This is a genomic window from Labrys okinawensis (assembly GCF_002982075.1).
Lineage (GTDB): Bacteria > Pseudomonadota > Alphaproteobacteria > Rhizobiales > Labraceae > Labrys > Labrys okinawensis_A.
The window spans coordinates 1-19,885 of sequence record NZ_PUEJ01000014.1; the positions used below are offsets into that span (position 1 = coordinate 1).

Annotated in this window: 20 protein-coding genes; 7 read left to right on the forward strand and 13 right to left on the reverse strand. The window is 64.3% G+C overall.

Annotation, left to right across the window (positions count from 1 at the left end; genetic code table 11):
• Positions 1-317: transposase (locus C5L14_RS27260; RefSeq protein ID WP_146127008.1), on the forward strand; the 317-nt coding region annotated here is incomplete at its 5' end.
• Positions 318-423: 106 nt separating this feature from the next.
• On the opposite strand, the gene C5L14_RS27265 is transcribed toward C5L14_RS27260, so the two are convergent.
• Together C5L14_RS27265 and C5L14_RS27270 are read right to left on the reverse strand one after the other, a co-directional pair.
• Positions 424-906 carry an ester cyclase gene (locus C5L14_RS27265; RefSeq protein ID WP_105865217.1) on the reverse strand — a complete coding sequence of 161 codons (483 nt, stop codon included), beginning with the start codon at positions 904-906 and terminating at the stop codon, positions 424-426.
• A 23-nt stretch (positions 907-929) separates the two neighbouring features.
• Positions 930-2,789, reverse strand: coding sequence for an ABC-F family ATP-binding cassette domain-containing protein (locus C5L14_RS27270; RefSeq protein WP_105865218.1), 1,860 nt, complete (start codon positions 2,787-2,789; stop codon positions 930-932).
• A 262-nt stretch (positions 2,790-3,051) separates the two neighbouring features.
• Between C5L14_RS27270 and C5L14_RS27275 the strand changes: the two genes are divergently transcribed.
• The 6 genes from C5L14_RS27275 to C5L14_RS27300 all read left to right on the forward strand — a co-directional run bounded on the left by C5L14_RS27275 (position 3,052) and on the right by C5L14_RS27300 (position 8,376).
• Positions 3,052-3,474 carry a VOC family protein gene (locus C5L14_RS27275; RefSeq protein WP_105865219.1) on the forward strand — a complete coding sequence of 141 codons (423 nt, stop codon included), beginning with the start codon at positions 3,052-3,054 and terminating at the stop codon, positions 3,472-3,474.
• Positions 3,475-3,831: 357 nt separating this feature from the next.
• A complete protein-coding gene (gene aqpZ / locus C5L14_RS27280) occupies positions 3,832-4,524 on the forward strand; it encodes an aquaporin Z (RefSeq protein ID WP_105865220.1) in 693 nt (230 codons plus the stop codon).
• Between the two features lie 223 nt (positions 4,525-4,747).
• Positions 4,748-5,170, forward strand: a complete 423-nt coding sequence (gene ndk, locus C5L14_RS27285; RefSeq protein ID WP_105865221.1) for a nucleoside-diphosphate kinase — start codon at positions 4,748-4,750, stop codon at positions 5,168-5,170.
• A gap of 386 nt (positions 5,171-5,556) precedes the next feature.
• Positions 5,557-6,570, forward strand: a complete 1,014-nt coding sequence (gene tauA, locus C5L14_RS27290) for a taurine ABC transporter substrate-binding protein (protein ID WP_105865222.1) — start codon at positions 5,557-5,559, stop codon at positions 6,568-6,570.
• A 181-nt stretch (positions 6,571-6,751) separates the two neighbouring features.
• Complete coding sequence (locus C5L14_RS27295) at positions 6,752-7,534, forward strand: taurine ABC transporter ATP-binding protein (RefSeq protein WP_181161357.1); 783 nt, start codon at positions 6,752-6,754, stop codon at positions 7,532-7,534.
• Positions 7,531-8,376, forward strand: a complete 846-nt coding sequence (locus C5L14_RS27300) for an ABC transporter permease subunit (RefSeq protein WP_105865223.1) — start codon at positions 7,531-7,533, stop codon at positions 8,374-8,376. The genes C5L14_RS27295 and C5L14_RS27300 overlap by 4 nt, the downstream gene beginning before the upstream one ends.
• Positions 8,377-8,456: 80 nt before the next feature.
• Here the strand turns inward: C5L14_RS27300 and C5L14_RS27305 are convergent, their stop codons facing one another.
• The 11 genes from C5L14_RS27305 to osmF all read right to left on the reverse strand — a co-directional run bounded on the left by C5L14_RS27305 (position 8,457) and on the right by osmF (position 19,693).
• Complete coding sequence (locus C5L14_RS27305; RefSeq protein ID WP_105865224.1) at positions 8,457-8,840, reverse strand: DUF427 domain-containing protein; 384 nt, start codon at positions 8,838-8,840, stop codon at positions 8,457-8,459.
• 118 nt (positions 8,841-8,958) lie between these two features.
• A complete protein-coding gene (locus C5L14_RS27310) occupies positions 8,959-10,440 on the reverse strand; it encodes an MFS transporter (protein ID WP_105865225.1) in 1,482 nt (493 codons plus the stop codon).
• A 95-nt stretch (positions 10,441-10,535) separates the two neighbouring features.
• Positions 10,536-11,117: a TetR/AcrR family transcriptional regulator gene (locus C5L14_RS27315; RefSeq protein WP_105865226.1), complete on the reverse strand. Its 582-nt coding sequence runs from the start codon at positions 11,115-11,117 to the stop codon at positions 10,536-10,538.
• A 183-nt stretch (positions 11,118-11,300) separates the two neighbouring features.
• Positions 11,301-12,401, reverse strand: coding sequence for an amino acid ABC transporter permease (locus C5L14_RS27320; protein ID WP_245443607.1), 1,101 nt, complete (start codon positions 12,399-12,401; stop codon positions 11,301-11,303).
• A complete protein-coding gene (locus C5L14_RS27325; protein ID WP_245443608.1) occupies positions 12,398-13,588 on the reverse strand; it encodes an amino acid ABC transporter permease in 1,191 nt (396 codons plus the stop codon). Before C5L14_RS27325 ends, C5L14_RS27320 begins: the two co-directional genes overlap by 4 nt.
• Before the next feature lie 118 nt (positions 13,589-13,706).
• Positions 13,707-14,750, reverse strand: coding sequence for an amino acid ABC transporter substrate-binding protein (locus C5L14_RS27330; RefSeq protein ID WP_105865227.1), 1,044 nt, complete (start codon positions 14,748-14,750; stop codon positions 13,707-13,709).
• 291 nt (positions 14,751-15,041) lie between these two features.
• Positions 15,042-15,881, reverse strand: a complete 840-nt coding sequence (gene cysE / locus C5L14_RS27335) for a serine O-acetyltransferase (protein WP_105865228.1) — start codon at positions 15,879-15,881, stop codon at positions 15,042-15,044.
• A gap of 14 nt (positions 15,882-15,895) precedes the next feature.
• Positions 15,896-16,645, reverse strand: coding sequence for an ABC transporter permease (locus C5L14_RS27340; RefSeq protein WP_105865229.1), 750 nt, complete (start codon positions 16,643-16,645; stop codon positions 15,896-15,898).
• A complete protein-coding gene (locus C5L14_RS27345) occupies positions 16,642-17,604 on the reverse strand; it encodes an ABC transporter ATP-binding protein (protein WP_105865230.1) in 963 nt (320 codons plus the stop codon). Before C5L14_RS27345 ends, C5L14_RS27340 begins: the two co-directional genes overlap by 4 nt.
• Positions 17,601-18,716: an ABC transporter permease gene (locus C5L14_RS27350; protein WP_105865344.1), complete on the reverse strand. Its 1,116-nt coding sequence runs from the start codon at positions 18,714-18,716 to the stop codon at positions 17,601-17,603. The genes C5L14_RS27345 and C5L14_RS27350 overlap by 4 nt, the downstream gene beginning before the upstream one ends.
• Positions 18,717-18,817: 101 nt before the next feature.
• A complete protein-coding gene (gene osmF / locus C5L14_RS27355) occupies positions 18,818-19,693 on the reverse strand; it encodes a glycine betaine ABC transporter substrate-binding protein OsmF (RefSeq protein WP_146127042.1) in 876 nt (291 codons plus the stop codon).
• Positions 19,694-19,885 lie beyond the last annotated feature (192 nt).

Genomic DNA, 19,885 nt, shown 5'->3' on the forward strand with positions numbered 1-19,885 from the left:
GCACCTATGTGGAAACCCAACTGGTTCCAACCTTGAAGCCGGGCGACATCGTCGTCATGGACAATCTTGGCTCCCACAAGGGAAAGCAGGTACGCCAAGCCATCCGAGAGGCAGGAGCAAAGCTGCTATTTCTGCCCAAATACTCCCCCGATTTGAACCCAATCGAGCAGTTCTTCGCCAAACTCAAACACTGGCTGCGCCAAGCCGCCGCTCGTTCTCTCGATGAGCTCACGCACGCCATCCAGCACATCTTGCAGCAGACCAAACCCAGCGAATGCGCGAATTTCTTTGCTAACGCAGGATATGATCGAACCTAATTTCATAATGCTCTAATCGGGATGACGGGCCAATTCCGGCAGGCCAGTCAGACCTGATGGGAGGTCGTGTGAGGTCGCAATCCCAAGACGTTTTGGGATTGCAGAACTATCCCTTCAACTGCGCCATAACGCCGGCGATGTCGCCCATGCCCCAATGCTCGGCGATCAGGCCGGCCTTGATGCGGAAGATGTCGCAGGAGGTGAAGCGCAGGTGCCTGCCGGTGGGAGCGATGCCGAAATAGGGGCCCTTGTGCGTGCCGCTGTAGACGAAGCTGGCCGCAACCTTGTCGCCCTGGCTCACCTGCGTCTCGATCCCCACCTGCAGGTCCGGCATGGCGGTGAGGCGGGCCTGGAAGAAGGCTACGGTCGCCTGCTTGGCGCTCAGCTCTTTGCGAGCCGGAGCGGCGGCACTGGCCTGGTTGTTGATGTAATCATCGGCAAACAGGGTAGCGAAGCCGTCGATGTCATGAGCATTCAGCCGGGCCGCGAAGCGCTCAGCCACGCTGGGTTCCTGCGCCAGCGCCGGCAGGTTCATGCCGCCTGCCAGGGCAAGCCCGCTCAGGATCGTCAGTCTGCGTCTACAATCCATATCAGGCCTCCTCCAGTCCTTGATTAGGAAGACGCCTCCTCCAGGGCGGCACTGGCTTCGAGCCAGGCTTCCTCTGCCAGGAGCAGCCTTTCCTCGGCGGTTGCGCGCGCCTTGGCCATCTCGGCCGCCTTGTCGGGCGAGCGTTCGAACAGGCCGGGACGCGAAAGCTTCTCGTCGAGATCCGCGATGATGGCCTGCAGCTTTTCCATCGCCGCTTCGATCTGGCGGACCTTTTCGCGGTCGGCCGCGGTCTGTGCCCGCCGCGCGGCATTGGCCTGGCGCTGCGTCGGTTCGCCGGCGCGCTCGTTTTTCTCCACGGTGGGCTTGGCCAGCACGAGGCGGCGATAATCCTCCATATCGCCGTCGAAGCCCTTGACGGTGCCGTCCGCCACCAACCAGAGCCGGTCGACGCATGCTTCGAGCAGATAGCGGTCATGGCTGATCAGGATCACCGCGCCGGGATAGTCGTTGAGTGCCTGGATCAAGGCCTGGCGGCTGTCGATGTCGAGATGGTTGGTCGGCTCGTCCAGGATGAGCAGATGCGGGCCGCCGAAGGTGGCCAGACCCATCAGCAGGCGTGCCTTCTCGCCGCCGGAAATGTTGGAAACCGGCGTGTCGGCCTTGTCGGCCCCGAAGCCGATCTGGGCGGTGCGGGCGCGGATCTGCGCTTCGGTGGCGCCGATCATCATCTCGGCGACATGGTCGCGGGCCGAGGCCTGCGGATTGAGTTCGTCGAGCTGGTGCTGGGCGAAATAGGCCACCTTCAGCGCCGAGGAGCGGCGCATGCGGCCGGCCATTGCCGTCAGGCGCCCGGCCAGCAGCTTGGCGAAGGTCGACTTGCCATTGCCGTTGGAGCCGAGCAGGCCGATGCGATCCTCGCTGTCGATGGAAAGGTCGAGCCGCGACAGCACCGTGCGCTCGCCATAGCCGACGCTGGCGCCCTCGAGCGCGATGATGGGAGGCGAAAGCGGCTTGGCGGGCGGCGGAAAATCGAAGGGTCTGACTTCCTCGTCGACGAGAGCCGCCACCGGCTCCATGCGCGCGAGCATTTTCATGCGCGACTGGGCCTGGGCGGCCTTGGTGGCCTTGGCCTTGAAACGGTCGATGAAGGACTGGATGTGGCGGCGCTGGTCTTCCTGCTTCTTCCTGAGCTTCAGACTGAGCGCCTGCTTTTCCCGGCGCTGCTTTTCAAAGCCGTCATAACCGCCGCGATAGAGCTCGAGCCGCCCCTCTGTGAGGTGCAGGATGTAGTCGACCGAGGCGTTGAGAAGGTCGCGGTCATGGCTGATCACCACCACGGTGTGGGGGTAGGAGGCGAGATAGTCCTGCAGCCAGAGCGTGCCTTCGAGGTCGAGATAGTTGGTCGGCTCGTCCAGCAGCAGGAGATCCGGCTCGGTAAAGAGCAAGGCGGCCAGCGCCACGCGCATGCGCCAGCCGCCGGAGAATTCCGAGCAGGAGCGGCTCTGCGCGGCATGGTCGAAGCCCAGGCCCGCAAGGATGGTGGCTGCGCGGGCCGGCGCGGCGTGGGAATTCTTGTCGGCAAGGCGGGTCTGGATCTCGGCGATGCGGTGGGGGTCGCTGGCCGTCTCCGCTTCGGCCAGCAGGGCCGTGCGCTCCTCGTCGGCCGCCAGCACCACCTCGATCAGGGTTTCCGGCCCACCCGGCGCTTCCTGGGCGACACGGCCGATGCGCATGCCGCACGGCACCGAGACGCTGCCGAGATCGAGCGAGACCTCGCCCATGATCATGCGGAACAAGGTGGTCTTGCCGGTGCCGTTGCGTCCGAGAAAACCGACGCGCGCATCCGGCGGCAGCGCCACGGTGGCGTTGTCGAACAGGACGCGCGGTCCCAGGCGATAGGTAAGGCCGTTCACATGCAACATGGCCGGGCTTTTGGCATGAGCCGGCCGGCAGGGCAATCATCCAGAGCCAAAGGTGTCGCCTCGCTCCTCCAATTTGACCTTTTTTGCTCTCATCTTGCCGCCATCCAGTGCCGACGACCCGCCGGGAAGGGGCAGTCTCCCGGCAAATGGCCGAGTTCCTCGAGGCAGGCGTGCTGCATGACGCTTCACCGGAAAGAGGGCACTTTCGCGCCGGCGTGGCTGTCGGAGGTTCCCGCAGTACATCGAACAAGGAGTTTTCGCGATGAAACCGCTTATCAGCGTCTTGAGCATCGGCGTGGACGATCTGGAAGCCGCCGTCCGATTCTACCGTGACGGCCTCGGCCTGCCGACGGAGGGGATCATCGGCCGGGAATTCGAACATGGCACCGTCGCCTTTTTCGACCTGCAGAACGGCTTGAGGCTCGCACTATTTCCGCGCGCCAACATCGCCCATGACGCCGGCATTGCGCAGTCGGCGCGCAGCCCGACCGAATTCACCCTCGGTCACAATGTCGGCAGCGAAGCCGAGGTCGACGCGGTGATGCGTCAGGCGATTGCCGCGGGTGCGCGCCCGGTCAAGCCTGCCCGGGAGACCTTCTGGGGTGGCTATGCCGGCTATTTCCAGGACCCCGACGGCCATCTGTGGGAGATCGTTTTCAATCCGGATTTTCTGCCGCCAGCCTGAGAGCATGGTGTTTGAGCAGCGAGGCGCAGCTTCCACTTTTATAGTAATCCGTGCGGAAAACTATCTCGTCTTTCCGTTGCGTGATGTTAGGGTTTGGTCTTGTCGAATCGCGCGGCGGCCTGCCGCCGTTTTTAACCAATTGCTGAGACTCCACTCGCGATTCCGGCATTTGAACCATGCTGTTGCGTTAGAATCATGATATTTCATCTATCCGTGCGATTGGGGAGGTAGAATATTAATTCATTCCCCAACGTCAATTTAGGATGCCGGGCGACAGCAAAAACCGGTCCATGAAGATGAGTCATTCACGGCATGGACCGAGCAACCTCACGTAAGACAAGCCCAAATGGATGAGACATGATTAAAAAACTCGCGGCAGAGTTCTTTGGAACGTTCTGGTTGGTTTTCGGTGGCTGCGGCGCCGCCGTGCTTTCGGCGGCTTTCCCGGAATTGGGCATCGGCTTCGCAGGTGTAGCCCTGGCTTTCGGCCTGACCGTCCTGACCATGGCTTTCGCGGTCGGCGGTATCTCCGGCGGTCATTTCAACCCGGCCGTCTCTCTGGGCCTGGCTGTCGGCGGCCGGTTCAGCTGGGCTGAGCTGGTGCCCTACTGGATCGCGCAGGTCGTCGGGGGGCTCGCTGGCGCGGCGGTGCTCTACGCCATCGCCAGCGGCAAGCCCGGCTTCGAAGTCGGCGGCTTTGCCTCCAACGGCTTCGGCGATCTTTCACCCGGCAAATACGGCATGATCGCCTGCCTGATCGCCGAGATCGTGCTCACGGCAGCCTTCCTCGTCATCATCCTGGGCTCGACCTCCAAGGTGGCGCCGGCCGGCTTTGCGCCGATCGCCATCGGTCTTGGCCTGACGCTGATCCATCTGATCTCGATCCCGGTCACCAACACCTCGGTCAACCCCGCCCGTTCGACGGCTGTCGCCTTCTTTGCGCAGACCGGCGCCGTGAACCAGCTCTGGCTGTTCTGGGTTGCGCCTTTGGTCGGCGCCATCGTTGGCGGCCTGATCTGGAAAGTGCTGCTGGAACCCGAGCAGGCCTGAGCTCCTCTGCAGGAAGATAGGAAGACAAGCAAGCGGCGATCGGCCCTCCGGTCGCCGCTTTTGCTTGGCCGCAAGGAAACGGAGTATTGCCGGATACGGCTGGGATTTCGCGGAATCACCCGGGAGGCGTTTTCATCAAGACGCGCTTTTGCTCTGGGGGTTGAAGCCGGGCAGGGCCATGGCTATAAGCCGCTCACCTCAACCCAAAGAAACCAGGACGATCATGGCTCTCGAGCGCACCTTTTCGATCATCAAGCCCGACGCGACCAACCGCAACCTCACCGGCGCCATCAATGCCGTGTTCGAGAAGGCAGGCCTGCGTATCGTCGCCCAGAAGCGCGTCCGCATGACCCGCGAGCAGGCCGAGACCTTCTACGCCGTGCACAAGGAGCGTCCCTTCTTCGGCGAGCTCGTCGAGTTCATGATCTCGGCCCCCGTCGTCGTGCAGGTGCTGGAAGGCGAGAATGCCGTCGCCAAGCATCGCGAAGTGATGGGCGCCACCAACCCGGCCAATGCTGCCGAGGGCACCGTCCGCAAGCTCTATGCGCTGTCCGTCGGTGAGAACTCGGTGCATGGCTCGGACTCGCTCGACAATGCCAAGATCGAGATCGCCCAGTTCTTTTCGGGCAACGAGATCGTCGGCTGAGACGACCGGCAACTGCAGAGCTGATTGTGTAGCGCACGTTCAGCTCGCGCGGCCTTGCCCCGCGCCGAACAGACACCTTTCAAGGCGGATCCTTCGCGTCCGCCTTTCTCCATTTCTAATTTTCTACTAAATCTATAGAAAATAATTGACATATGCGGGCCGCCGTCGCACCCTTCGACCATGACGAGCGGGCATCCCTGATTTCCCCGCAAGCCGAACCTGTGGAGGGGATCGCATGACCAATTGTTGTTGCTGCTGAGTCCTTTGCATTCGGGCGCCGGACCAGCATTGCACCTCCTACACCCTTCATCACCGCATCGACGTTGCCGAGCGTTTTACAATGCTCCTGTGCAGCGCATGGCGGATCGCGTCTTCAAGGATCTCACATGACATCGCTCAATCGCCGCCTGTTCCTGGCCGCTGGCCTGGCTCTCGGCACCGCGTTCGGCGGGGCCGCCCATGCGGCCGACAACAAGGTGACCATCGGCTTTCAGACCGGGGTCGACCCGGCCAAGGCCGCGCAGGCCGCGGGCGCCTATGAAAAGGCGACGGGCTGGCAGATCGCCTGGCGCAAATTCGACTCCGGCGCCGACGTGATCGCGGCCATCGCCTCGGGCGACGTGCAGATCGGTTATGTCGGTTCGAGCCCGCTCGCCGCGGCCGCCAGCCGCCAATTGCCGATCGAGACGATTTTCGTCGCCGCCCTCCTGGGCGATTCCGAGGAACTGGTGGTGCGCGACACCATCAAGGACCCCAAGGATCTCGCCGGCAAGAAGATCGGCGTGCCCTTCGTCTCCACCTCGCATTACAGCCTGCTGGCGGCGCTCAAGCATTGGGGCATCGCGCCCAAATCGGTGCAGATCCTCAATCTGCGTCCGCCTGAACTGGCTGCGGCCTTCGAGCGCGGCGATATCGACGGCGGCTATGTCTGGGATCCGGCCTTGGGCAAGCTGAAGGAAAAGGGCAGGGTGCTGGTATCCTCGGCCGACGTCGCCAAATGGGGCGCGCCGACCTTCGATGCCTGGATCGCTTCGAAGGACTTTGCCAAGGCGCATCCCGACGTGGTGACCTCCTTCGTCAAGGTCACCGGCGAGGCCTACAAGACCTATCGGGACAATCCGGAGGCCTGGAGCGTCGACTCCGATCAGGCCAAGGCGATCGCCCGGCTCACCGGTTCCAAGCCCGAGGATGTGCCGGGCCTTCTGAAGGCGAATGTCTGGCCGCTTCTGGCCGAGCAATCCTCGCCCGACCTTCTCGGCGGCGCCACGGTCAAAGCGATCGCGGATACAGCCGGCTTCCTCGCCGAACAGAAGAAGATCCCGGCGGTGCTGCCCGACTATTCCGCCTATGTGAACAAGGCCTTCGCCGCACAGGCCCTGACGGAGCTTTCCTCTCAATAGGCTTTCGTCGGCTTGCCCGCCCCGGGATCTCCTCCCTCCCGGGGCGGGCCTTATTCGATGCATTGAAACGGTGGCCCATCGTCATTGCGAGCGCAGCGAAGCAATCCAGTCTCGCCTCGCCCAGGGCCTGGATCGCTTCGCTGCGCTCGCAATGAGGTTCCAAGGGCAGAAAGGGGTTCCCGTGTCCGCTCTGTCCGCCCGTGACGTCAACGTCGTCTATTCCGGAAGAGGAGGGCGTTCCGTCACCGCCCTCAGCAATGTCTCCCTCACCATCGAATCCGCCGAGTTCGTCGTGGCGGTCGGGGCGTCCGGCTGCGGCAAGACCACCTTGCTCAAGCTCCTTGCCGGGTTTCTGCCACCGAGTTCGGGAACGATCAGCCTTGGCGGCAAGCCGGTGACGGGGCCTGGCGGCGAGCGCGGCGTGGTGTTCCAGGACGATGCCCTTTTTCCCTGGCTTTCGGTGCGCGGCAATATCGAGTTTGGCCCCAGGCTTGCCGGGCTCGATACGGCCGTGCGCAGGGAGCGCTGCGGACGCATCATCGATCTGGTGGGTCTTGCCGAGTTCGCCGATCACAGGATCTGGGAATTGTCAGGCGGCATGCGCCAGCGTGTCGGCATGGCGCGCGCACTCGCCAACGAGCCCGAAATCCTGCTGATGGACGAACCGCTGGGCGCTCTCGATGCGCTCACGCGCGAGAAGATGCAGGAACTGCTGATCCGCTTGTGGGACCGCACGCAACGCAGCGTCTTCCTGATCACGCATAGTGTGGAAGAGGCGATCTTCCTTGCCACCCGCATCGTGGTGCTGTCGCCGCGCCCGGGGCGCATCACGCGCGAGTTCCATACCGATTTCTCACGCCGGGTCCTGGCCGGGGAGAGCAGCCGGTCGATCAAGTCCGATCCTGCCTTCATCGCCCTGCGCGAGCGAGTGCTCGCGGCCGTGCTGAAGGGAGCGGATGCATGAGCGATCTCGCCAATTCCGTCAGTCTGGACGATGTCGAGGAGCAGAACGGCAAGAGCGGCTCGCGCAAATCCGCTTTGCCGCTCGGCGCGACGCCGGTGCGCGTCCTCACCATCCTCGGCCTGCTGCTGCTCTGGTCGGTTGCCAGCTATTTCGAATGGCTGCCGGCCTTTTATTTGCCGTCGCCGCGCGCGGTGGTCGAACAGCTCGTCACGGTCGCCACGGAGGGCTATGCCGACGCGACCCTGCTTCAGCATTTCGACGCCAGCCTCTGGCGCATCCTTGCCGCCTTGCTGATCGCGCTGGTGACGGCCGTGCCGGCCGGCATCGCCATCGGCCTCAGCCCGATCGCCCGTGGCGTTCTTGATCCGATCATCGAATTCCTGCGCCCGGTGCCGCCGCTTGCCTATCTGCCGCTGATGGTGATCTGGTGCGGCATCGGCGAGACCACCAAGGTACTGATCATCCTGATTGCGATTTTCGCGCCGGTGGCCATCACCACGGCGGGCGGGGTCGCTACCGTGCCGCCGGACCGGGTGGACGCGGCGCGAGCGCTGGGGGCGCGGCGCTGGCAGGTGCTCTGGCACGTCATCCTGCCCAACGCGTTGCCGTCGATCCTGACGGGCATCCGCATCGGGCTCGGTGTCGGCTGGTCGACGCTGATCGCGGCCGAACTGGTTGCCGCCTCCCAGGGGCTCGGCATCATGATCAAGACGGCTTCGGATTTCCTGCAGACCGATATCGTCGTTCTCGGCATCTTCGTGATCGCCCTGGTGGCGATCGGCTTCGAATGGCTGGTTCGCCTTGCCGAAAGGCTGCTGGTGCCCTGGCATGGCAAGGCTTGAGGCCGGCTCGCCGGTTCGGATTTTCTTCTTGTCGGGTTTGCGCTGCTCCTCAAGCAAAGTGAGTGGCTAACGAAACGCTTCTACGCGATCGGCAGCCGTTCGATGGCGTCGACCCGATCGGGATAGAAGGCGAGGTGGTCCTTGATAGCCGCCACCGAGGGGTAGGGTGCTTCATAGCTCCACACGGCGTTGACCCCGCGCTCGCCGGTCGCCGGCAGGCTGAAATAGGAGCAGTCGCCCTTATAGGGGCAATAGGTGGCGTGGTCGCTGCGCGTCAGCGCGCTCATGTCGACATCGTCTCGCGGAACATAGAGCACAGCCGGATAGGAGGCTTCCTGCAGCCGGAGAGCCTTCAGGCTGTCCGCGATCACCCGCCCGCCGGCCCGGACGACGATGCGCTCCCGGCTGGGTTCGACGGTGATCGGGTGGTCGGGGCTTGGGATCTTGATGACCTTATCCGTCATGGCATGGCTGTCCTTCGTTTGAGCAAAGTGCGATTTCTTCGAATCGAACTTTGCTCTCCAACTCTTGTTTCGACGCGTTTTCTTAATCGAAAAGTCTATCAGCTGTTCTGGAAACGCTTCAGTCCGCGACCGACGGAAGCGCCCGGCAGGCTACCTTGCGCTGGCCCAGGCCGGCGGCGAGATAGGCTCCGCCCACATGGAAGGCGGCGATCGCCAGCAAGGTCCAGGCGAAGGCGGTGCCGATGCCGCCCGCATCGGTACGTGCGCCGAGTATGGTAAAGAACAGCCCGCCCAGAACCGCCACGCTGATTGCGGCGCTGACCTGGAGAGTGGAGTTCACGATGCCGCCGACCAGGCCGGCATGATGGGGCCCGACACGTTCGACGATCGCTCGCATCATGGTCGGCATCGAGGTGCCCATGCCGAGGCCGATGAAGCCGAGTGCGGGGGCCATGAGCAGAAGAGGCGGCATCGCGCCGGGCGGGAAGGCCAGCACCAGCAGGGCGGTCGCGGCGGCGCCGAAGGCCGAACTGCTGAAGCCGAAGGCCGGCGCGAAACCGCCAGTGAGGCGGCTGATCGCCGGACTGAAGGTGGATCCGGCCAGGAAGCCAGCCGAGAAGGGCAGGATGGCCAGCCCCGCATGCCAGGCGCTGTAGCCGAGCGCGCCCTGCAGATAGATCGAATAGGTCAGGAAGAAGGTCGCCATGGCGTAGAGCGTCAGGATGGCGGCGATGCCGCGAACCAGACCCGGCAGGCGGAAGATGCTGAGATCGATCAGCGGGTCGCCGCCCGCGCGGGCAAGACTGAGCTCGTAGCGGCGGAAGAGTTCGACGAAGACCGGCGTTGCCAGCAACATCAGGACGGACCACCAGGGCCAACCGCGTTCACGGCCCTCGACAAGGGGCACCACCAGACTGCTGAGTGCCAGGCTCGAGAGAACGACGCCGCCGAGATCGAGACGCGGCCGCTTTTCGCTGCGGGTTTCGCGCAGCAGCGGAATAGCGGCGAGAAAGGCAACGAGTGCGATGGGAAGGTTGATCAGGAAAATCAGACGCCAGCCGAAGCCGTCGAGGTCCGCGCCGACGAGGGCGCCGCCCAGCAACTGGCCGACGATGGAGGACAGGCCAAGCACCACGCCATAGATGCTGAGCGCCCGCCCGCGTTCATGCGCCGGGAAGAGGGCGTGGACGGAGGCGAGTGCCTGGGGCGCCATGGCTGCTGCGGCGAGGCCTTGCAGCATTCGCGCCGCGATCAGCACGGCCGGCGACCAGGCGAGGCCGCACAGGGCCGAGGCGACGGCAAAGCCCGCCAGGCCCGCCATGAAGATTGCCTTGCGGCCGAAAATATCGCCGAGCCGTCCGCCCGTGATCAGGAAAACCGCATAGATCACGGCATAGCCCGATATCACCAGCTGCACGTCGGCGGCGGTGCTGTGGAGGCCGGTCGTGATGGCCGGCATGGCGACATTGACGATGAAGAAGTCGAGAGGGGCCAGAAAGGCGCCGGTCAGCAGAATGGCCAGAGCCGACCAGCGGCGAGGGTCGGGCGATGGGCTGATCGGCCGGGTAATATCGGAAACGCTGAGTGCCGAGTCTGGCATTGCAGGACCTCGTTCTGAAAAATATTAAATACGTACGAGCGTATTATTTCGGGATGATGATGCGCGTTCGAAGTTAAGCTTGAGTCCAGCAGGTCTCAACGCAGGACGGAAGCAAACAGGAATTTCTTGAAACGCTCGACCGGTTCGGGGGTGCGTTCCGTCTTCGCGGCCAGGAAGGCTCCCTGCAGCGAAGAGAGGATGAAGGCGGCAGCCTCGTGACAGTCGAACCCTTTCGGCAGCTTGCCGAGCCGGACGGCAGCCTCCAGGCAATAACTCATGGCGCGCCGGCTCTCGGCGAAGATATCGAGCAGTTCGAGGCGGATCGCCTCGCTGTCGCTGCTGGATTCGGCCGCAAAATTGCCGAACATGCAGCCACAACGCATGCCGTTCTGCTTGAAGCGCTCCGTCCTGGCGTCGATATAACCTCGAATGCGCTCGAGAGGCGGCTGGTTGTCGTCGAGCAGCGTCTTGTGGGCGTCCTCGCGCTTTTCGGCGCGATAGAGACCCAGTACCTCCAGGCCGAAAGCTTCCTTGGAGGTGAAATGGTTGGTGAAGCACCCCTGCGGGACGCCGGCCGCACGCACGACGTCGCGCACACTGGTGGCGTTGTAGCCATGTTCATGGATCAGGCCGAGCCCGGCGATAAGAAGCTTTTCACGGTTCGATGCGCGTGCCATTCTTCCAATATGTACGACCGTATTATTTTGTCAAGATATTATCGTAGAGCGGGAGGGCGACAAGTTCGGGTTGACGTCGCGCCGTACTTTGCCCTCCCCATCGAGGGGAGGGTCGTTGCGCCTCGCATTCACCTGAACCCGTTGCCCTCTGGGGAGCGAGCCTGAAGACCTGCACCCCGGGTTCTAGCCCTTCTTTGCCTGATGGCTGGTGGAGGCCTTCAGGCGGCGTTCGAGCCACAGGCTGTAGCGCGAAGCCGGGAAGCAGATCAGGAAATAGACCAGGGCGGCGAAGGCATAGGCTTCCGGATAGGAATGCGGCCAGATCTGCTCATTGGTGGCGGCCGTGTTCCTGACGGCGGTGAGAAAGTCGATCATGCCGATGAAGCCGATCAACGGGGTGCTGAGCAGGACGCCGATGCCCAGATTGACCAGAGGCGGGATGATGGCGCGCAGGGCCTGCGGCAGGATCACCAGGCCGGTCGTCTGCCAGTAGCTCAGGCCCAGGGCCCGGGCCGCCTCGCCCTGGCCGGCCGGCAGGGCCTGCATGCCGGCCCGGATCACCTCCGCCAGATAGCAGGCGATGAAGAGGGTCAGGGCGACTTCGACGCTGAAGAACAGGTTCACGTCGAAATAGGGCAGGGCCATCGGCACGATCAGGCTGGAGACATAAAGCACCACCAGCATCGGCATGCCGCGCACGATCTCGATGAAGCTGGTGCTGACCAGACGCACGCCGCCCATGCTCGAACGGCGCCCCAGGGCCAGCGGAATGGCGATCAGGAAGGACGAGGCATAGGCGATCGTCCAGATCAGCATGGTCAGCGGCAGGCCACCCCAATCATTGGTCGAGACGATGACGCCGGAGAAGTAGCCGCGCAGCAGCAGGCAGGTGACCAGGGGCACCGCGATCCAGGCGAGGATCAGGCCCCGCCCCCAGAAGCGCGGAATGGTGCTGAGGCCGGCCAGGCCGAACATCAGGACCAGGCTGAGAATCGGACGCCAGAGGAGGTCGGACGGGTAGGTCCAGAACAGCATCAGCTTGAGATTGACGCCGACGAAAGCCCAGCAGGCGCCGCCATTGGCCTGGCAATCCTGCGCGGTGCCTGACCAGGTCGCCCGGATGAAGGCCCAGTCGATCAGATGCGAACCGACCCAGGCGATCAGGGCCAGCACGACGAGCGTAATGGTCGTGTTGAGGGGGGATGAAAACAGGCCGGCCTTCAGCGTTTGCCAACGCCGGCTCGAGCGTATCCGCGCTGCATCGGGTAGGGACATCGAACTCATTTAGCGATGATCCCTCGCTTGGCCAGGCTGCGATTATAAAGATTGATCAGGTAGGAGGTCGGCATGCTCACGGCCAGGAAGACGGCGACGAGCACGATGATGGTCTCGACCGCGTTGCCGGTGTTGTTGGCGCTGGTCTTGATGATGGCGGTCACCTCGGTAAAGCCGATGAGGATGCCGAGCGTGGTGTCCTTGGTGAGGTCGAGATAGCTCGACGTCATCAGGGGCGTGATCACACGCATCGCCTGCGGCATCACGATGAGGCGCATGATGCGCCCGCGCGGCAGGCCGATCGCCCGGCCGGCTTCCCACTGGCCGATATTGACGGATTCGATGCCGCTGCGCACGCTTTCGGAGATACTGGCGGAATAGTAGATCGTCAGCCCGACGAGCATGGCGGCGAATTCCGGCGTGAGGGTGATGCCGCCGCGGATGTTGAAGCCCTGCAGCACGGGCAGATCCGGCGTGAAGGTGATACCGGCGAGCCAGATCCAGGCGAAGGCGATGGCGGGAAAGAGGGCAAGCACGCCAAGAAGGCCGAACGCCGAGAGGGGATGCTGCAGGCGGCGGATGAAGGCCCTGACCGCGATGGCGAGCAGCACCAGCACCGCGGCCAGCAGCCACAGGCTCTGGCCATTGCCGATCTCGACCCAGGGCAGGAAGATGCCGCGCACCGACAGGAAGGTCGAACCGAAAGGCTGCAAGGCCTGCCTTGTAGGGGGCAGGGCCTGGGTCAGGGCGATCCAGAAGAACAGCTGCAGGGGCAGGGGCGTGTTGCGGATCAGTTCGACATAGGCCTGTACGAGGCGGGAGAGCAGCAGATTGCCGGACAGGCGGGCAATACCGAGTGTCGTGCCGAGGACGGTGGCGAACAGGCAGCCGAGCACGGCGAGCTTGAGCGTGTTGAGCAGGCCGACCGCGATGGCGCGTCCATAGCTGTCGCCGGCCTGATAGACGAGCAGGCTCTCGGTGATGTCGAAATTGGCCGGCTGCCAGAGATAGTCGAGCCCGGGCGCCATGCCGAGACGGTGCATGCTGGCCAGGATGTTATGGCAGATGAGGCCAAGGAACAGAGCCAGGGCAGCGATCAGCAGGAGCTGGCCATAGGGATGGGCGCCCCACCACCGGCGGATCCTGCCGATGGGGCCGGGAACATCAGGGGAAGCTATGCTGATCGTGTCGGCCATCGAGGGATCCCAAAGGGGGCGGACCCGGAGTGTCGACCTTCAGGTCGACACCTGTTCGGCATGGGTCGCGTGAGGAGAATGCCGGTCCGAAGACCGACACTCCGATTCCGGACTGTCCTCAACGGAAGGGAGGCGAATAGATCAGGCCGCCCTTGGTCCACAGATTGTTGAGGCCGCGATCGAAGCCGATCTTCGTGCTCTTGCCGAGATTGCGCTCGAAGATCTCGCCGTAATTGCCCACTTTCTTGATGATGTTGTAGGCGAATTTCGGGTCGAGGCCGATGGCCTGGCCGAGGGACGGATCGACGCCGAGGAAGCGCTTGATGGCCGGATCCTCGCTGGTGAGGAACGTATCGACATTCTGGCTGGTGATGCCGAATTCCTCGGCCTGGATGGTGGCATAGACGGTCCAGTTCACGATTTCGAGCCAGCGGTCGTCGCCGCCCAGAACCGCCGGCGCCAGGGGCTCCTTGGACAGGCGTTCGGGCAGCAGCACATATTCGTCCGGGTTGGGCAGGGCGGCGCGGCGCAGGCCGAGGTCGGTGCCGTCCTGCGTCAGCGCGTCGACGCGGCCGGAGGTCAAAGCCTGGGTGAAGGTGGCGGTATCCTCGATCACCACCGATTTGTAGGTCTTGCCGGTCTTCTTGAAGAAATCGGCGATGTTCTGTTCACCGGTGGTGCCGCTCTGCACGCCGATGGTGGCGCCGTCGAGTTCCGAGGCCTTGTTCACGCCCAGCGACTTCTTCACCAGGATGCCCTGGCCGTCATAGAACACCACCGGGCCGAAATGGAAATTCAGCTTGAAGGCGCGGGTGATGGTCTGGGTCACGGCCGAAAGCAGGATGTCGAACTGGCCGGCCTGGAGGGCGGGCAGGCGCTGCTGGGGCGAGGAATTGGTGAACTCGACCTTGTCGGGATCGTTGAACACGGTGATGGCGAGCGCCCGGCCGAAATCGACGAAGAACCCCTGCCAGCGGCCATTGGCGTCGGGCGCGAAGAAGCCGGCCTGGCTGCCGACGCCGACCTTGATGACGCCGCGCTCCTTGATCTTGTCGAGCGTGAGGCCGGCCTGGGCCGGCGCCGCGGCGATGAAGCCGGCCGCGAGTGCTGCGACGGCGAGGCCGGCGCCGCACGTGAAGCCGCGTTTGACTGTGTTCAGCATGGAAGTCCCTTTCATTCCCCGCATGGTCGATATCCACGACAGGGCGCCCCGTTTCTCTCTTATCTCACAGGCCCGGCGGCATGCGCCGGCGCCTGTGGTTTCGGAAGGATGTCACTGCTTCCAGGCATGATCGGGCGATTATACCGCGATAGCAAGGTCGGCAGCGGCGCCCCCGATCTCTGTCAGCTGTTTCATCCATTCAGCAGACTATGATCGTAAAATAAATTATTACACACTGTCCACTGGTTTATAAGTCAATTCACAAGCTGAAATTGGGTGTTACGCCTCGCTTCAAAGGCCGACATCGAAGAAGATCTGATCCATGGTCCGTCCCGGCTCGGCGCCCGGCGTGTCGCCGATGATGCGGGCCGGCACGCCAGCCACCGTCTTGTGCGGCGGCACCGACGCGGTCACCACCGAGCCGGCGCCGACGCGGGCGCCTTCGCCGATCTCGATATTGCCGATCAGCTTGGCGCCCGAGCCGATCAGCACGCCCTTGCGAATCCTGGGGTGGCGCTGGCCGGACTGTATGCCGCTGCCGCCCAGCGTCACCGATTGCAGGATCGAGACGTCATCCTCGATCACGGCCGTCTCGCCGATGACGATGCCGGTGGCGTGGTCGAAGAAGATGCCGCGTCCGATCGGAACGGCGGGATGGATATCGACTTGCAGCACCTCGGAGACCCGGCTTTGCAGATAGAGGGCGAAATTGCGCTGGCCGTGCCGCCACAGCCAATGGGCAAGACGGTGCAATTGCAAAGCATGGAAGCCCTTGAAATAGAGCAGCGGCTCCAGATAGCGTTGGCAGGCCGGATCGCGCTCGAGCACGGCCTGGATGTCGGCCCGTATGCCCAGGCAGATGCCGGGATCGGCGGCGATCGCCGTGCGGAAGGCATGGCGCAGCACCGAGGCCGGCATGTCCGGATGCTCGATGCGCTGGACCAGGCGCTGGATCAGGGCATCTTCGAAGGAAGTATGATCGAGCACGCCGGCATAGAATTGAGTGGCGAGTTGCGGCTCGGCGGCGATTGCGGCCTGCGCCTCGTCGATCAGCCGGCCCCAGATCAGGTCGGATACGGCGCCCGGCCTTCCGGTCCGGCGCGAGAGCTTGCGGCTGTTCGAGGCGTTCATGGCGGCCCCTCCGATCAGCGTGCGCCGGCCGTGCCGGTACGCTTGGCGAGTGAACGCTCGAGGCTGCCGAGCGCATCATAGATGAGCACGGCCAGGAGCGCGACGATGATGCCGCCCTGCAGGATGTAGGCGGTGTTGGTGGTGGTGATGCCGGCCATGATCACTTCGCCGAGGCTCTTGGCGCCGACGGTGGAGCCGATGGTGGCCGTGCCGAGATTGACCACGAAGGAAAGGCGTATCCCGGTCAGGATCACCGGGAGGGCGAGCGGCAGCTCGACCTTGGTGAGGCGCTGCCAGCCGGTCATGCCCATGCCGCGGGCTGCGTCGAGAGCCGTGGCCGGAACGCTCTTCAGGCCCGCCATGGTGTTTTCGAAGATCGGCAGCAATCCATAGAGCGTAAGGGCGAGCAAGGTCGGCTCCGCCCCGAAGCCGAGCGAGGGCACCGCGATGGCGAGCACGGCGATCGGCGGAAAGGTCTGGCCGATATTCACGATGGTCCGCGACAGCGGCAGGAACTCGGCGCCCGCCGGCCGCGTCACGAAGATGCCCGCCAGCAAGGCGAGCGCCCCGCCGATGAAGGTGGAGACGGCGACCAGGCCGAGATGGCTGAGGGAAAGGAACAGGAGGCTGCCCTGGCGATAGACCGCCGGCGCCCCATTGTCGTTGAGGCCGGCCAGGATCGGCGCGAACAGCTCGGTGTCGAGCAGCAGGAGCAGCAGCAGGATAAGGGCGAGCGCCCTGGCGCCGTAACCGAGCCATTTCATGCCGGGCTATCCTCGACGCGATGCGCATCGGCCCCGGCCAGGTCGAGGATGGCCGGCAGGGTGATGCGTCCGCGCGGCGTGCCGTCCGCCGCCGTGACGGGCAGGGCCTGCACCCGAGCCCACAGCAATTCGGAGAGCGCGTCGCGCAGTGTCGCATTTTCCTGCACGGGCTTGCCCTCTGCGGTGCCCGGCTGCACGGAATCGGCCACCCTGAGCAGGGAGAGCAGGCGCAGCGAACGGTCGGGTCCGCCGATCAGGCGCTCGACGAAACCGGGCGCCGGATGGGTGAGGATCTCGGTCGGCGTGGCGTATTGCAGGAGCTTGCCGCCATCCATCACGCCGATGCGGTTGCCCAGCAGCATGGCCTCTTCCATGTCGTGGGTGACGAGGACAACGGTGATGCCGAGCCGGCGCTGCAGGGCGAGCAGGTCCTCCTGCGCCTTGGCGCGGATGATCGGATCGAGCGCCCCGAAGGGTTCGTCCATCAGCAGCACGGCGGGCTCTGCTGCCAGGGCTCGGGCGACGCCGACGCGCTGCTGCTGGCCGCCGGACAATTGATGCGGCAGTTTTTCGGCATAGAGGGCCGGGTCGAGATCGAACAGGCGGAGCAGTTCGTCGACGCGCCTGGCGATCCGCCCCTGGTCCCAGCCGAGCAGGCTCGGCACGGTGCCGATATTGCGGGCCACCGTCCAATGCGGGAACAGGCCGTGGCCCTGGATGGCATAGCCGATGCCGCGCCGCAGTTCCTCGCCCGACAGGCCGGAGGTGTCCTGGCCGTTGATCAGCACGGTGCCCGTGGTCGGCTCGATCAGCCGGTTGATGATGCGCAGCAAAGTGGACTTGCCGCTGCCTGAGGTGCCGACCAGCACGGTGATCGTGCCGCGCTCGATGGTGAGCGAAACATTGTCGACGGCCAGCTGGGAGCCGAAACGGCGGCTGACTTGCCTGACTTCGATCATGCGTGCCGTCCTTTGAGTGTATCGACGATGGCATCGAGGATGATGGCCGCCGAAAAGGCGAGGGCGATGGTGGGGATGGCGCCGAGCAGGACGAGATCGATGGCGGTGGCGCCCATGCCGTTCTGCACATAGACGCCGAAGCCGCCGCCGCCGATCCAGGCCGCGATCGTGGCCAGGCCGATATTCTGCACCAGCACGATGCGCACGCCCGTCAGGATCACTGGAAAGGCCAGCGGCAGTTCGACCTGGAACAGGCGCTGCCACTGCGTCATGCCCATGCCGCGGGCGGCATCCACCACATTGGGAGAGACCGAATCCAGGCCGATCGCCGTGTTGGAGACCACCGGCAGCAGGGCATAGAGGAAAAGCGCGATCAGGGCCGGCGAGGAGCCGGTGCCGTGCACGCCGATGGCCTCGACGACGGGATAGGTTTTGGCCAGGTAGGTCAGCGGCGCGATCATCAGCCCGAACAGCGCCAGGGACGGGATCGTCTGGATCATGTTCAGCGCCGGCAGCACCGCGCCGCGCAGCCCCTGGTGGCGCTGGCAGAGAATGCCGAGCGGCAGGCCGACGACGAGGGCGCCGAAAAGCGAAGCCAAGGCGAGTGTGACGTGCACCACGGCGTTTGCGGCGAAGCCCGAGCCGTTGGTGGCGTATTCCTTCATGATCGACAGCCCGTTCCAATGGCCGGAGAGCAGGAAGGCCAGGAAGACCGCCAGGGCGAGAACCAGGGCGACGACCCTCTGGAGCGGACGCAGCGCCAGCTTGACCAGCGCGTCGGTGAGCAGGATGGCAAAGGAGAAGGAGAGCAGCCAGAAGCCCGAGGCGGGACCGACCCGCGGCCGGGCACTGCCGGGTGGGATCAGGACTTGGGGTACCAGGCCGATCAGGATGGCAAGGAGCACCAGTGCACCGACGGCCAAGACGAGCCTGACGCGCGGCGAACTCCGGCGCAGGAGAGCGGCCAGGCAGAGGAGGAGCAGGGCGAGGCTGGCCCAGGCAAGCCCCGTGGGAAGCGCCTGGATGAAGCCGATGCCCTGGGCCTGGCCGATGCGGCTCGGCCGGAAATTGGCGAAAGGCAATGCCAGCGCCGAGGCCGCGATCACAGCCATGACGGCGCCGAGCTTGTCGAAGGCCAGGGCATTTTTGCCCGTGGCGACGGGCGGCGCCGGGAAAGCGCTGTTGTCGGCCTGTACTTCCCCGGCGCTTGAACTCACTTCACCAGGCCTTTCTTCTTCAGATAGTCGGCCGCCACGTCCTTGGCCGCCTCGCCATCGACCTGGATTCGGCCGTTTAGCTCCTGCAGCGTGGTGAGGTCGAGGCTGGCGAAGACCGGCTTCAGCCATTCGGCAATTTCGGGATGGGCCTTGAGCACGGATTCGCGAATGACCGGCGCCGGGGCGTAGACGGGCTGGACGGACTTGTCGTCGTCGAGCACCACGAGATTGCCGGCGGCGATGCCGCCATCCGTGCCATAGACCATGGCGGTGTTGACGCCGTCGGTCTGCTCGGCCGCCGCCTTGATGGTGGACGCGGTGTCGCCGCCGGAAAGCACCACGAGCTGGTCGGAAGAGAGTTTGAAGCTGTAGGTCGTCTGGAAGGCGGGCAGGGCGCCGGCGCTGTTGACGAACTCGGCGGAGGCGATCAGCTTCACCTTGCCGCCGCCCGTGACGAACTTGCCGAAATCGCCGAGCGACTTCAGCTTGTTGGCATCGGCCAGGTCCTTGCGGACGGCGATGGCCCAGGTGTTGTTGGCGGGAGCAGGATCGAGCCACACCAGCTTGTTGGCGTCGTAGTCGAGCTTCTTGGCCTCGGCATAACCCTTGGCGGCGTCCTTCCACAGGCTGTCGTCGGCCTTGTTGAAGAAGAAGCCGGCATTGCCGGTATATTCGGGATAGAGATCGATATCCCCGGCCACCAGCGCCTTGCGCACGATCGGCGTGGTGCCGAGCCCGACCCGATTGTTGACCGACAGCCCATGGGACTCCAGGACCTGCACGATCAGGTTTCCGAGCAGATTGCCCTCGGTGTCGATCTTGGAAGCAACGGTGACGTCGGCGGCCTGGGCGGCGCCGGCGGTTGCCATCATGGCCGCGGCGGCAACCCAGGATGTCAGCCGTGCCGCTCTCTTGCCGAAGAGGGAGCGCAGGGGGGATGAGAATGGCATTTGTGGTCCTCTTGATGTCCTTTGAACGACGCCGGAACTAGGAAGGGCTGTGCCGACGGTCGATGATTCAGATTCTGAAGTTGAGGGAGACCCCGTATGTGGTTGATCCGACTC